Source organism: Rathayibacter sp. PhB1 (assembly GCF_004362935.1).
Lineage (GTDB): Bacteria > Actinomycetota > Actinomycetes > Actinomycetales > Microbacteriaceae > Rathayibacter > Rathayibacter festucae.
This window is the reverse complement of record NZ_SNYD01000002.1, coordinates 42,005-54,753: the sequence shown is the minus strand read 5'-3', so window position 1 is coordinate 54,753 and position 12,749 is coordinate 42,005. Positions and strand designations below refer to the sequence as shown.

Here is a 12,749-nt window from a genome sequence, read left to right as displayed (position 1 = left end):
GCACCCCGCACCCCGCGTGAGCAGGGCCGGAGCCGGGGCCTTCGTCGTGCCGGTCGGCAGGGCCGGGATCAGCGGCGCTTGGTCTGCGCGCGGCGCTCCTGGCGGTTGTTCGGCGTCTCGTCGGAGCCGCCGGTCTGCTGGCCGAAGGCGCCGGTGGTCGCGGCGTCCTCCGCGTCGTCCGGACGCGCCTCGCGGGCCGCCGCGGCGCTGGCCCTGGCCGTCGCCGCCTGCTGCACGCGACCGCGCTGGTCGCGGACCTCGACGCCGCCCGAGTCGCTCGGCGCGGAGTAGCTGAGCTTCTCGACCGGAGCGACCGGCTCGGAGAGGCCCTTCGCGGCGACGCCGGCGACCTCGCCCTGCTTCTGGGTGACCTCGACCTCGAGGTTGAAGAGGAAGCCGACGGTCTCCTCGCGGATCTGGCCCATCATCTGCTGGAACAGGGTGAAGCCCTCACGCTGGTACTCGACCAGCGGGTCGCGCTGGGCCATCGCGCGCAGGCCGATGCCGTCCTTCAGGTAGTCCATCTCGTAGAGGTGGTCGCGCCAGCGGCGGTCGATCACCGAGAGGACGACGCGGCGCTCGAGCTCGCGCATGGCGGGGGCGCCGAGCTGCTCCTCGCGGCCCTGGTAGGCGAGCTTCGCGTCCGAGAGGATCTCGCGGCGCATGAACTCCTTGTTGATCCGGCCGCGGCTGCCGGCCTCCTGGACGACCTCGTCGATCGACAGGCTGACCGGGTAAAGGGTCTTCAGCTCGGTCCAGAGCGCGTCGAAGTCCCAGTCGTCGCCGTTGCCCTCGCCGGTGTGCACCTCGAGGATCTCGTCGATCACGTCGACGAGGAACTTCTGGGTGCGCTCGTGCAGGTCGTCACCCTCGAGGATGTGGCGGCGGTCGGAGTAGATCGCCTCGCGCTGGCGGTTGAGGACGTCGTCGTACTTGAGGACGTTCTTCCGGATCTCGGCGTTGCGCGCCTCGACCTGCGACTGCGCACTGCGGATGGCGCGCGAGACGACCTTCGACTCGATCGCCATGTCGTCCGGCACGTTGCCGCGGCCCATCAGGGCCTCGGCCGCACCGGAGTTGAACAGGCGCATCAGGTCGTCGGTGAGCGAGAGGTAGAAGCGGCTCTCACCCGGGTCGCCCTGGCGGCCGGAGCGGCCGCGGAGCTGGTTGTCGATGCGGCGTGACTCGTGGCGCTCGGTGCCGAGCACGTAGAGACCGCCGGCGGCCTGGACCTTCTCGGCCTCCTCGGCGACCTTGGCCTTGACGCCCGCGAAGACGTCGTCCCACGCGGACTCGTACTCCTCGGGGGTGTCGACGGGGCTGAGGCCCTTGGTCGACATCTCGGTGACCGCGAGGAACTCGGCGTTGCCGCCGAGCATGATGTCGGTGCCGCGGCCGGCCATGTTGGTCGCGACGGTGACGGCGCCGAGGCGGCCGGCCTGGGCGACGATCGCGGCCTCGCGCGCGTGGTTCTTGGCGTTCAGCACCTCGTGCCGCACGCCCTTCTTGGCGAGCAGGCGGGAGAGGTACTCGCTCTTCTCGACGCTCGTCGTGCCGACCAGGACGGGCTGGCCCGCCGCGTGGCGCTCGACGATGTCCTCGACGACCTGCTCGAACTTGACCTGCTCGTTCTTGTAGACGAGGTCGGCGTTGTCGATGCGCTGCATCTTGCGGTTGGTCGGGATGGAGACCACGCCGAGCTTGTAGGTCGACATGAACTCCGCGGCCTCGGTCTCGGCCGTTCCGGTCATCCCGGAGAGCTTGCCGTAGAGGCGGAAGTAGTTCTGCAGCGTGACGGTGGCGAGGGTCTGGTTCTCGGCCTTGACCTGCACGCCCTCCTTCGCCTCGATCGCCTGGTGGATGCCCTCGTTGTAGCGGCGGCCGGCCAGGATGCGGCCGGTGTGCTCGTCGACGATCATCACCTCGCCGTTGAGGACGACGTAGTCCTTGTCCTTCTTGAACAGGGCGCGGGCCTTGATCGAGTTGTTGAGGAAGGAGATCAGCGGCGTGTTCGCGGACTCGTAGAGGTTGTCGATGCCGAGGTAGTCCTCGACCTTCTCGATGCCGGGCTCGAGCACGCCGACGGTGCGCTTCTTCTCGTCGACCTCGTAGTCCTCGCCCTCGATGAGGCGCGTGGCGAGGCCGGCGAACTCGGCGAACCAGCGGTTCGCCTCGCCCGAGGCGGGGCCGGAGATGATCAGCGGGGTGCGCGCCTCGTCGATGAGGATCGAGTCGACCTCGTCGACGACGGCGAAGAAGTGGCCGCGCTGGACCATGTCCTGCGCCTGCCAGGCCATGTTGTCGCGGAGGTAGTCGAAGCCGAACTCGTTGTTCGTGCCGTAGGTGATGTCGGCCGCGTACTGCTCGCGGCGCTGCTCCGGCGTCTGGCCGGAGAGGATCACGCCGGTCGTCATGCCGAGGGCGCGGAACACGCGGCCCATCAGCTCGGACTGGTAGTTCGCGAGGAAGTCGTTCACCGTGACGATGTGCACGCCGCGGCTCGCGATGGCGTTGAGGTACGCCGGCAGGGTCGCGACGAGGGTCTTGCCCTCACCGGTCTTCATCTCGGCGATGTTGCCGAGGTGCAGCGCCGCGCCGCCCATCAGCTGGACGTCGAAGTGGCGGAGGCCGAGCGTGCGGCGCGACGCCTCGCGGACGGCCGCGAAGGCCTCCGGCAGCAGGTCGTCGAGCGACTCGCCGTTCGAGTAGCGCTCGCGCAGCTCGACGGTCTCGTTCTTCAGCTCCTCGTCGCTGAGGTGCGTGAAGTCCTCTTCGAGGGCGTTGACGGCTTTCGCGTAGTTCTCGAGGCGGCGGAGGACCCGGCCCTCCCCGACGCGAAGGACCTTTTCGAGAACTGAGGCCACGGGGTACTCCAAAACGTAGAAGACAGGTGCCCGACGGCACGGCGCGGACGGAACCACACTAGCCGGGGCGGGCTGTGCGCGGTCCGACAGGGCGCGAAGAGCCCCCCGGAGGCGGACCTCCGGGGGGCTCCCGGGTCAGACCGCGGCGGCCTCGGGCTGCGCGTCCGCCTCGTCGCCGAGGCCGATCACGCCGTAGTCCCAGCCCTTGCGGCGGTAGACGACGCTCGGGCGGTCGGTGTCCGCGTCGATGAAGAGGTAGAAGTCGTGGCCGACCAGCTCCATGTAGTCGACGGCGTCGTCGACGCTCATCGAGACGGAGGGGAAGACCTTCTTGCGGATGACGACGGGGCAGTACGGCTCCTCCGCGTCGTCCTCGTCCGCGGCGACCGGCTCCGGGGCCGGCTCCTCCTGCACGGGGATCACGCCCGTGCTCAGGCGCTCGAGCACCTCGGCGTCGGCCGGCTGGATCGCGACGACGCTGAAGTCGTCGGCCGCCGCGTCGCGCAGCGAGGTCGGCCGATGCTGACCGCGATGCACCTTCTTGCGGTCCTTGGCTCGACGCACCCGTTCGAGCAGGCGCCCGAGGGCGACGTCGAAGGCCGCGTACTTGTCGGCCCCGCTCGCCTCGGCCCGCACCACGGGCCCCTTGCCGATGAGCGTGAGCTCGACCCGGTCGCCGCCGGCGGCGCCCTTGCCCTCGCTGTGACGGCTCGCCTTGATCTCGAGCGCGAGCGCCCGGTCGGCGAGGTGGGCGATCTTCTCCGACTTCTCCGTCGCGTAGGCGCGGAAGCGATCGGTGATGCCCATGTTGCGGCCTGTGATGTCGATGTCCATGACAACCTCCCAGTCGAGTACGGCGTGCCGCCTTTCTCCGGGCGGACCGTTCACGCCGTCCCCCGAGCGTAGACCCGTGGTCACCGGATCGTCCCCTGGAGTTCATCAGGAAGTCGCGCCGCGGCCGCCGGGGGTCCCCGCGAGCGCGACCGCCCCCGCCACGTCTCCCCCGCCCGCGCGGACGGCCCGGCGCAGCTCGAGCAGGGTCGCCCCCGAGGTGACCACGTCGTCCACCAGCAGGATCCGCTCGCCGTCGAGCGGACGCCTGGCGCGGAACGCGCCGTCGAGGTTCGCGCGCCGCTCCGCCCGGGCGAGGCCGACCTGGTCGAGCGCGAGCCGGGTCCTCGTGAGCGGCCGGGCGAGGCGCCCGCCGGCCGCGCGCACCAGCAGGTCGACGGGTTCGAAGCCGCGCCGCAGGTGCCGCAGGCGCGAGCCGGGCGGTGCGACCAGCAGCGCCGGAGCGCCGTCGAGCGCCTGGAGCAGCACGGGTCGCAGCAGCGCGCCGAGCGGTCGCGCCGCGGCCACCCGCCCCTCCGCCTTCAGCGCGAGGACGAGCCGCCGCACCGTCCCGGCGTACTCCGCGCCGACGCGCACCTCGAGCGGGTCGTCGGCGGACCCCAGGCGGCGGACGTCCGGTCGCGCCTGGGCGGCGAGCGCCGCTGCGCAGTCCGGGCAGGGCACCCGCGTCGCCGGCCGGCCGCAGGCCGGGCAGTCGACCGGCAGCAGCACGGCGAGGGCGTCGAGGAGGTGATCGCGCAGCATCGGGCGAGTGTGCCCGGGTTCAGGACCCCATGCCGGTCTGCGTCGCGAGGAGCTCGATGCCTGTCGCGACCGTCTGCCACGCCGAGCCGCGCTGCTGGCGCAGCTCGCCGCCCTCGGCGAGGATGCGGATCTGCGTCGAGGCGTTGCCGGCCGCGATCTGCACGGTCCCGGTGGTCGTCCCCAGCGGGGTGTCCCCTCCGCCGAGCTGGTTCATCGTCACGGTGTCCTCGCCGGTGGAGCCGCGGACGACCGAGACGACGTCGAGCTCGTCCGTCCAGGCGGCGGCGACCGCCGTGCCGAGGGTCGAGCGCAGCACGACCGGCTCGCCGACCGCGATCGGGTCGCCGTTGGCCGAGCGGGTGACCCCGGCGACGAGCACGGTCGCCTGCTGCCCGTCCTGCGCGAGGGCGAGCATCCGCGTGCCGTCCCGGGACAGCGCGAACGAGGCGATCGACTCGATCTCGGGCCAGGCGGTCGCGACCTGCAGCGACCGGGAGCCGTCGGAGGAGTAGGCGACCAGCTGGCCCGGCGCCGCCGTGGGAACCGACCAGACGTAGCCGAAGGGGTCCATGCCGGGGGCCGCGAGGCCGCTCCGGGCGTCGAGCAGCACGTCGTCGACGCCGGGCGTGAGCAGCGAGACGCCGGCCGAGGTGAGGACGGCCGCCGAGGCGCTCGAGTCGGCGCCCCGCTGCTCGCCCAGCACCGCGGCCCGCGGCGAGAGCGCCGCGATCCGGTCGGAGACGGCGGTCTCGGCGAGCCCCGACGAGCCGAGGAAGCCGAAGTCGCCGTCGGTCAGCACCAGCGGCCGGGTGTCCACCCGCGGCGAGGTCGGCAGCCCGGTCACCTCGGTCGGGATCTCGATCGGGTTCTGCTGCACCGAGAGCGAGACCCCGGTGACGTTCGAGACGTTGGCCAGGCTCCTGCCGAGCTGCAGCGCCATCCGGCGCCACTGCCGCTCGTCGGCCTCGAGCGCCGCGGAGTTCAGGTCGACGACGGCCCGCTGCGCCTCGACCGGCACCGTCTCGGCGGCGAGCGCCGTCCCGGTCGGGAAGGCCGAGACGACGGCGGACGAGTCGCGGAGCCACGGCGTCGGCCCGCGCAGCAGCTCGGTGACGATCGTGGTGCTGGTCGAGCTGTCCGCGCGCGAGGCGAACCAGCGCAGATCCGGCACCAGGTAGGAGTAGCTCGGGTCGAAGAAGTAGAGCGCGTAGGTGGAGAAGACCTGCTCGAAGGTGGTCCGGTCGATGACGACGCCGCTGGGCGGAGAGCTGATCCGCCATTCGCCGTTCTCCTGGACGAAGCCGTAGTCCAGCTCCAGCGCGGTGGTCGTCGCGACCTCGGAGTAGACGCCGGTGGCGTCGACCTCGGCCACGGGGGTGATGGTGAGCGAGAGCGTCGACGCGCCGGGCTGGGTCGAGGAGCGCTGGCCCTCGTCGACGGTGACGTGCTCGCCCGGAGTCCAGTCGGCCCCGGTGGAGAGGAACTCGCGGGCGATCTTGTAGTTGTTCTGCGGGCTCGACGCCGCGTCGATGAAGCCGGTGAGGATCTCGAACTGGTCGGCGCCCTCGGCGGGGCCGGAGGGGAGGAAGTCGTACTGCAGGTCCTGCGGCGCCGTGTCCGGGCGGCCGACGCCGACGTCGCCGCCGCGCGGGATGCCCGCGCAGCCGGCGAGGGCGGCCAGCAGCAGCACCGCGGCGACAGCGGAGCGCACGCGCCTCACTGGACGACCCCGTGCTCGGGCACGCCGCCGAGCGGCAGCGGCGGCAGGACGATGGGGCCGGAGTAGGCCTGCTCGCCCGCGTCCACGGGCGGCAGCGGGAGCGGGGAGGCGTCGATCCGCTCGCCGCGCCGGCGCGGGACCGTGAGCCGGAAGCACGCGCCGCGGCCGGGCATCGACCAGACCTGCAGCCAGCCGTGGTGCAGCGCGGTGTCCTCCTGCGCGATGGAGAGGCCGAGGCCGGTGCCGCCGAGGGTGCGGCGGCGGGACGGATCGGCGCGCCAGAAGCGGTCGAAGACGCGGACCACCTCCTCGGAGCTCATGCCGTGACCGTAGTCGCGGACGGCGAGCGCCACCGCGGTGGCGTTGCTGTCGACCGTGACCACGATCTCGCGGCCGTCGCCGTGCTCGACCGCGTTGCCGAGCAGGTTGCGCACGATGCGGCGGATGCGGCGGGCGTCCATCTCGGCGTCGAAGTAGCCGCCGGGGGCGGAGAGCGTGAGCCGCGAGCCGTTCGCCTCGGCGATCCCGCGCATCCCCTCGATCTCCTCGCCGGCCAGCCGCACCAGGTTCACCGGCTCCAGCTCGAGCTCAGCCGAGCCGGCGTCGTGGCGGGAGATCTCCAGCAGATCGGCGAGGAGGCTCTCGAAGCGGCCGATCTGGCCGTGCAGCAGCTCGACGGTGCGCTCGGCGACCGGCGGGAAGCCCTCGCGCTGGTCGTAGAGCACGTCGCCGGCGAGCTTCATCGTGGTCAGCGGGGTGCGCAGCTCGTGCGAGACGTCGGAGACGAAGCGCTGCTGCACCCGGCTGAGCGTGGCGAGCTCGCTGATCTGCTCCTGGAGGCTGTCGGCCATCCCGTTGAACGAGCGGGCGAGGGTGGCGATCACGTCCTGTCCCCTCTCCGGGATGCGCACGTCGAAGTCGCCCGCGGCGAGGCGCTGGCTGGTCTCCGCCGCCACCCGCACGGGCGCGACCACGATCCGGACGACGACCCAGCTGACCGCGCCGATCAGGAGGATCAGCAGGATGCCGGCGACGTTGAGGACCTGCTGCACGAACTGCAGCGTGCGCTCCGCGTCCGCGAGCGAGTAGCCGATGTAGAGCTCGTAGCGCCCCGCGGAGCTCGGCAGCTCGATCGTCGAGCCGACGACGATGCCCGGGAGCTGCTGGCCCGAGGCGCCGAGGCTCACCGACTGCCAGTACTGGCCCTCGGCGCCGGCCTGCACCCGCGCGCGCAGGTCGTCGCTGATGACGCCGTTCTGCAGCTCGCGGTTGTAGCTGTCCTGCGGGGCGAGCGAGGACGCCTCCTGATCGGGCGCACGCACGACCGCGATCAGGGCGGACGAGGAGGCGTCGCGCACCGCGGTGCGCACCGAGTTCATGACCTCCTCCATGTCCTGCCGGGTCGAGACGGTCGCCGCGTCGAGGTAGCCCTGCGCGGCGCGGGTCGCGCGCGAGGTGTCGCCGGTGACCTGGTCGAGCCGCGACTGGAACAGGTTGTCGCTGATGCTGTAGGAGAGGTAGGCGCCCGTCGAGCCGATCGCGATGCCGCTGAGCAGCACGGTGATGGCGACGGCGCGGAACTGCAGCGAGCTCCGCCAGGCCCGGAGCACCCTCCGCGGCCAGCGCCGCAGCGCCGGCGCCCGGAAGCGGCGCGCGAGGCTCACGTCAGCTCGGCAGCACGGAGCCGGCGCGGTAGCCGACGCCGCGCACGGTCATCACGATGCGCGGATCGTCCGGGTCCTTCTCGACCTTCGCGCGCAGGCGCTGCACGTGGACGTTCACGAGCCGGGTGTCGGCCTTGTAGTGGTAGCCCCAGACCTGCTCCAGCAGCATCTCGCGGGTGAACACCTGCTGCGGCTTGGAGGCGAGGGCGAGGAGGAGGTCGAACTCGAGCGGCGTCAGGCCGATGCGGGTCTCGCCACGGCGGACCTCGTGCCCGGCGACGTCGAGGCTGAGGTCGCCGACCTGCAGGACGGCGTTGGCAGCGACCTGGGAGGGGCGCAGGCGCGTCTTGATCCGCGCGACCAGCTCCTTCGGGTCGAACGGCTTGACCATGTAGTCGTCCGCGCCGGACTCGAGGCCCTGCACGACGTCCGAGGTGTCGGACTTGGCGGTCAGCATGATGATCGGGACGCCGGACTCGGCGCGGATCCGGCGGCAGACCTCGATGCCGTCGATCCCGGGCAGCATCAGGTCGAGCAGGACGAGGTCCGGCCGGGCCCGCCGGAAGGCCTCGAGGGCGCCCGTGCCGTCGGCGCAGAAGGAGACGTCCCAGTCCTCCGCGCGCAGGACGATGCCGATCATCTCGGCCAGGGCCGCATCGTCGTCGACCACCAGGATTCGCGCGCTCATGGGGTCAGGCTAACCGACGCGAGTGGGAGCACGGCCGCGCCCGACCGCGAGCGCCGAGCGCGGCTGTGACAGCATGGGAGGGATGACCGACGCAGCTCAGTGGCCACCGCCCGCCGGGGCTCCGGAGGACGGCGACGCACGGCCGCGCGTCGCGCCCGTCGCACCGGTGGCGCCCGTGTCCTGGTCTCCGACCGCGGGTCCCGCCGGCCCGCCCCCGCCGCAGGGCTGGACTCCCCCGCCCAAGCCCGGGCTGATCCCGCTGCGGCCGCTCGGCTTCGGCACCCTGCTCGGCGCGCCCTTCGCGGTCCTCCGCCGCAGCCCGCGGACCACCCTCGGCGTCGCGCTGCTCGTGCAGGGCCTCGGCTCGCTGCTCGCCCTCGTGCTCTACGGGGCCGTCGCGCTTCTCGCGGTCGGCCGGATCACCCAGGCCGAGGTCGCCGATCGGGACGCCGTCGCGTCCGGGTCGCTGGCGATCGTCGTGCTGGCGGCGCTGATCCCGCTCGCCGTCACCCTGGCGACCGGCGCGCTCGTGCAGGGCGTCGTCGTGCTCGAGGTGTCGCGCGCCGTCCTCGGCGAGCGGCCGACGCTGCGCGCGCTGCTCCGGCGGCTCCGCGGCCGCTTCTGGGCGCTGGTGGGCTGGACCGTGCTGCAGGGCGTCGGCGTCCTCGTGCTGGTCCTCGCCGCGGCGGCGCTCTCGGTGCCGCTCTTCCTCCTCGGCGCCCAGGACGCGGGGGCCAGTGCCGTCGTCGGCGGGATCCTGGTGCTCGTGCTGGCCGGCCTCGCCGCGACCGCGGTGGGCGTCTGGCTCGCGACGAAGCTCGCGCTGGTGCCGAGCCTCCTGGTGCTCGAGCGGCTCCCGCTGCGCCGGGCGATCGCGCGCTCCTGGCGGCTCGTCACCGGCGGGTTCTGGCGGACGTTCGGCGCGCTCGCGCTGATGGCGGTGATCATCCAGGCGGCCGGGCAGGTGGTCTCGACGCCGTTCAGCCTGCTGATCCCGATCGGCGGGGCGCTGGTCGCACCGACCGATCCGAACGCGCAGGTCGTCGCGTCCATCGTCGTGGCGCTGCTCTCGGTCGCCGTCGGCCTCGTCGTCGGCGCGGTGGGCACGGTGCTGCAGTCGGCGGTCACCGGGCTCGTCTACCTCGATCGCCGGATCCGGCGCGAGGGCTTCGACCTCGTGCTGATGCGGCACGTGGAGGAGCGCGCGGCCGGGCGCGAGTCCGCCGATCCCTTCCCCGCGCCGGAGCGGACCGAGCCGTGATCCGCCTCGCGCTCGTCACGGCGCCGCTCGACCCCGATGCGCAGGAGGCCCGCCGGCTGCTCCTCGAGGAGCTCGCCGACCCGCGCTACCGCGCCGCCGAGCCGAACTGGTTCGACCGCCTGGTGCAGGCCGTGCGCGACTGGTTCACCTCGCTCACCCTGCCGGGCGACGGGGTCGGCGTGCCGCTCGCGGCGCTGATCGGCGTGCTCGTGCTGGTGGTGCTCGTCGTGGTCGCCCTCGTCATCGCGGGACGGCCGCGACTGCGGCAGCGCAGTCGCGTGACCGGGGCGGTCCTCGCCGACGACGACGGCCGCTCGGCCGCGGAGCTGCGCGCCCTCGCCGAGGCGGCCGCCGCCCGCGGCGACTGGGACGAGGCGCTGGTGGAGCGGTTCCGCGCCCTGGTGCGCGCCCTGGACGAGCGCACGATCCTCACCGTCTCGCCCGGCACCACCGCGCACGGCTTCTCCCGCCGGGCCGCCGCCGTCTTCCCCGCCTCGGCCGACGCGCTCCGGCGCTCGGCGGACGCGTTCGACCGGGTCCGCTACCTCGGCCTGCCCTGCGGGCGCGAGGACTGCGAGCGCGTCGCCGAGCTCGACCGCGCGCTCGCGGCCGCGCCGGTCCCGCTCGAGGCACTGCGATGACGGCGCCTGCTGCCTCGACCGCGTCGGACGCTCCCGTCGACACCGTCTCCTCCCCCACCCTCGGCGCGCTGCTGCGCCGGGGCCGGATCTGGGCGCTCCTCGCGGCGATGGTCGCCGTCGGCACGGTCCTGCTGACCGTGGCGACCGGCTCCCCAGTGCCGGCGGCCGACCTCGACGTCGACAGCGCGGCACCGGACGGCGCCCGCGCGGTCGCTCAGGTCCTGCGCGAGCAGGGCATCGACGTCGTCCGCGCCGACTCCCTCGACGAGGCCCTGCGCGCGGTCGGTCCGGGCAGCACGCTGCTGCTCGACGATCCGGGCTCGGCCCTGGACGAGGAGCAGTACGCCCGGCTCGCAGAGGACCCCGCCGCGGTCGTCCTCGTCGAGCCGTCCGGCGCCGCCCTCGACGCGCTGCTGCCCGGCGTCGCCTTCGCCGGCGCTCCGCGGGAGGACGGCGTGCTCGCCGCGTCCTGCGCGCTGCCCGCCGCGGAGCGCGCCGAGGGGATCCCGGCGGGCGGCAGCACCTTCCGCGTCCTCGAGGGCGGGGCCGTGGGCTGCTTCCCGTCCGGTGACGACGCCTTCGCGCTCGTCGCCGACTCCCCGGCCGGCGGCCCCGACGTGGTCGCCGTCGGCGACGCCGACCTCCTGCGCAACGGCACCGTCGCCGAGGAGGGACGCGCCGCCCTCGCGCTGGGCCTCCTCGGCGGCGAGGACCGCCTGGTCTGGTACCGCGCCGGCACGGCCGATGCGACCTCCGCCGCCGTCGACCCGGCCGATCTCGCGCCGGGCTGGGTCACTCCGGCACTGCTGCTGCTCGTCGGGGTGTTCGTCGCCTCCGCCGTCTGGCGCGGGCGGCGCTTCGGCCCGCTCGCCGTCGAGCCGCTGCCCGTCGTCGTGCACGCGAGCGAGACCGCCCGCGGCCGGGCCCGCCTCTACGCGCACGGCGCCACCCGGGTGCGCGCGCTGGACGCCCTGCGGATCGGCACACTGCACCGCTCCGCCGCCCTGCTCGGCCTGGCCCCGTCGAGCGGAGTGGACGAGGTCGTCGCGGCGGCCGCGGCCCTGCTCGAGCGCGATCCGCGCGCCGTGCGCCGGCTCCTCGTCGACGACGAGCCGGCGGACGACGCCGCTCTCGTGGCCGCCTCCGACGAGCTCCTGCGCTTCGAGAGCGCGCTCCGCGCCGCCCGCGCACCACGGACGGGCACCACCGCGGCCGGCACCCCAGGACCCGGCGCCTCAGGACCCGGCGCCGCAGGACCGGGTACCGCTCGACCCGCGCACGACCGCCTCGACCACGATCAGCCCGACCACGAACGACCGGAAGGCCCCCTCCGATGAGCGACTCCTCCCTCCCCCCGATCGCGGACGACGAGCTCCGCCGCGAGCTCGACCGCGTCCGCTCCGAGGTCGGCCGCGCCGTCGTCGGCCAGGACGGCGCCGTCTCCGGGCTGCTGATCGCCCTGCTGGCCGGCGGGCACGTGCTGCTCGAGGGCGTGCCGGGCGTCGCGAAGACGCTGCTCGTCCGCGCGCTCTCGGTCTCGCTGGGCCTGGACACCCGGCGCGTGCAGTTCACGCCCGATCTGATGCCCGGCGACATCACCGGCTCGCTCGTCTACGACGCCTCCACCTCGGGCTTCGCCTTCCGCGAGGGCCCGGTCTTCACCAACCTGCTGCTCGCGGACGAGATCAACCGCACGCCGCCGAAGACGCAGGCCGCCCTGCTCGAGGCGATGGAGGAGCGCCAGGTCAGCGTCGACGGCCGCACGCTCCGCCTCCCCGACCCGTTCCTCGTCGCGGCGACGCAGAACCCGGTCGAGTACGAGGGGACCTACCTGCTCCCCGAGGCGCAGCTCGACCGCTTCCTGCTCAAGCTGGTGCTGGACGTGCCGCCGCGCGACGTCGAGGTCGAGGTGCTCTCGCGGCACGCGGCCGGCTTCGACCCGCGCGACCTCGCCGCCGCGGGCGTCCACCCGGTGCTGGACGCGGGGCGCCTGAGCGCGGCCCAGGCCTCCGTCCGCCGCGTCGGCGCCGGCCCGGACGTGCTCGGCTACATCGTCGACCTCGCCCGCGCGACCCGCGAGAGCCCGAGCGTGAAGCTCGGCGTCAGCCCGCGCGGATCGACGGCGCTGCTCGCCGCGAGCCGCGCCTGGGCCTGGCTGAACGGCTACGGCTCGATCACCCCCGACCACGTCCAGGCGATGGTGCTGCCCGTGCTGCGGCACCGGATGCAGCTGCAGCCCGAGGCGGAGCTCGAGGGCGTGCGCACGGAGGCCGTCCTCGGCGGCATCCTGCAGCAGGTCCGCGTCCCGGTCTGAG

10 protein-coding genes are annotated in these 12,749 nt (G+C 73.8%); 4 read left to right on the top strand and 6 right to left on the bottom strand.

The features are described from left to right. Positions 1 to 68: 68 nt before the first annotated feature. The 6 genes from secA to mtrA form a co-directional block, all read right to left on the bottom strand. Positions 69 to 2,864, bottom strand: coding sequence for a preprotein translocase subunit SecA (secA, locus tag EDF17_RS04465; protein WP_123444398.1), 2,796 nt, complete (start codon positions 2,862 to 2,864; stop codon positions 69 to 71). Between the two features lie 135 nt (positions 2,865 to 2,999). Then, the gene (raiA, locus tag EDF17_RS04460) at positions 3,000 to 3,698 is read right to left on the bottom strand and encodes a ribosome-associated translation inhibitor RaiA (RefSeq protein ID WP_123444397.1); all 699 of its coding nucleotides are present in this window, start codon (positions 3,696 to 3,698) and stop codon (positions 3,000 to 3,002) included. A gap of 105 nt (positions 3,699 to 3,803) precedes the next feature. After that, positions 3,804 to 4,460, bottom strand: coding sequence for a phosphoribosyltransferase family protein (locus EDF17_RS04455; RefSeq protein ID WP_123444396.1), 657 nt, complete (start codon positions 4,458 to 4,460; stop codon positions 3,804 to 3,806). A gap of 19 nt (positions 4,461 to 4,479) precedes the next feature. Further along, positions 4,480 to 6,171 (bottom strand): GerMN domain-containing protein, encoded by a 1,692-nt coding sequence (locus EDF17_RS04450; protein WP_123444395.1) that lies wholly within the window; start codon positions 6,169 to 6,171, stop codon positions 4,480 to 4,482. A gap of 5 nt (positions 6,172 to 6,176) precedes the next feature. Then, positions 6,177 to 7,844: an MtrAB system histidine kinase MtrB gene (gene mtrB, locus EDF17_RS04445; RefSeq protein ID WP_243732786.1), complete on the bottom strand. Its 1,668-nt coding sequence runs from the start codon at positions 7,842 to 7,844 to the stop codon at positions 6,177 to 6,179. 1 nt (position 7,845) lies between these two features. Continuing rightward, positions 7,846 to 8,532, bottom strand: coding sequence for an MtrAB system response regulator MtrA (gene mtrA, locus EDF17_RS04440; RefSeq protein WP_123444394.1), 687 nt, complete (start codon positions 8,530 to 8,532; stop codon positions 7,846 to 7,848). 82 nt (positions 8,533 to 8,614) lie between these two features. On the opposite strand from mtrA, the gene EDF17_RS04435 reads away from it, so the two are divergent. From EDF17_RS04435 to EDF17_RS04420, 4 genes are read left to right on the top strand one after another with little or no spacing between them, the layout of a single operon-like run. After that, positions 8,615 to 9,793, top strand: coding sequence for a hypothetical protein (locus tag EDF17_RS04435; RefSeq protein ID WP_123444393.1), 1,179 nt, complete (start codon positions 8,615 to 8,617; stop codon positions 9,791 to 9,793). Next, a complete protein-coding gene (locus EDF17_RS04430) occupies positions 9,790 to 10,434 on the top strand; it encodes a DUF4129 domain-containing protein (RefSeq protein WP_123444392.1) in 645 nt (214 codons plus the stop codon). Before EDF17_RS04435 ends, EDF17_RS04430 begins: the two co-directional genes overlap by 4 nt. After that, complete coding sequence (locus EDF17_RS04425) at positions 10,431 to 11,771, top strand: DUF4350 domain-containing protein (RefSeq protein WP_123444391.1); 1,341 nt, start codon at positions 10,431 to 10,433, stop codon at positions 11,769 to 11,771. Before EDF17_RS04430 ends, EDF17_RS04425 begins: the two co-directional genes overlap by 4 nt. After that, positions 11,768 to 12,748 (top strand): MoxR family ATPase, encoded by a 981-nt coding sequence (locus EDF17_RS04420; RefSeq protein ID WP_123444390.1) that lies wholly within the window; start codon positions 11,768 to 11,770, stop codon positions 12,746 to 12,748. The genes EDF17_RS04425 and EDF17_RS04420 overlap by 4 nt, the downstream gene beginning before the upstream one ends. Position 12,749 lies beyond the last annotated feature (1 nt).

What these genes read in the sequence shown, in the direction of transcription:
- EDF17_RS04420 (WP_123444390.1), top strand. Translation starts at nt 11,768, where the DNA reads ATGAGCGACTCCTCCCTCCCCCCGATCGCGGACGACGAGCTCCGCCGC.
- raiA (WP_123444397.1), bottom strand. Translation starts at nt 3,698, where the DNA reads ATGGACATCGACATCACAGGCCGCAACATGGGCATCACCGATCGCTTC.
- EDF17_RS04435 (WP_123444393.1), top strand. Translation starts at nt 8,615, where the DNA reads ATGACCGACGCAGCTCAGTGGCCACCGCCCGCCGGGGCTCCGGAGGAC.
- EDF17_RS04455 (WP_123444396.1), bottom strand. Translation starts at nt 4,460, where the DNA reads ATGCTGCGCGATCACCTCCTCGACGCCCTCGCCGTGCTGCTGCCGGTC.
- mtrA (WP_123444394.1), bottom strand. Translation starts at nt 8,532, where the DNA reads ATGAGCGCGCGAATCCTGGTGGTCGACGACGATGCGGCCCTGGCCGAG.
- EDF17_RS04425 (WP_123444391.1), top strand. Translation starts at nt 10,431, where the DNA reads ATGACGGCGCCTGCTGCCTCGACCGCGTCGGACGCTCCCGTCGACACC.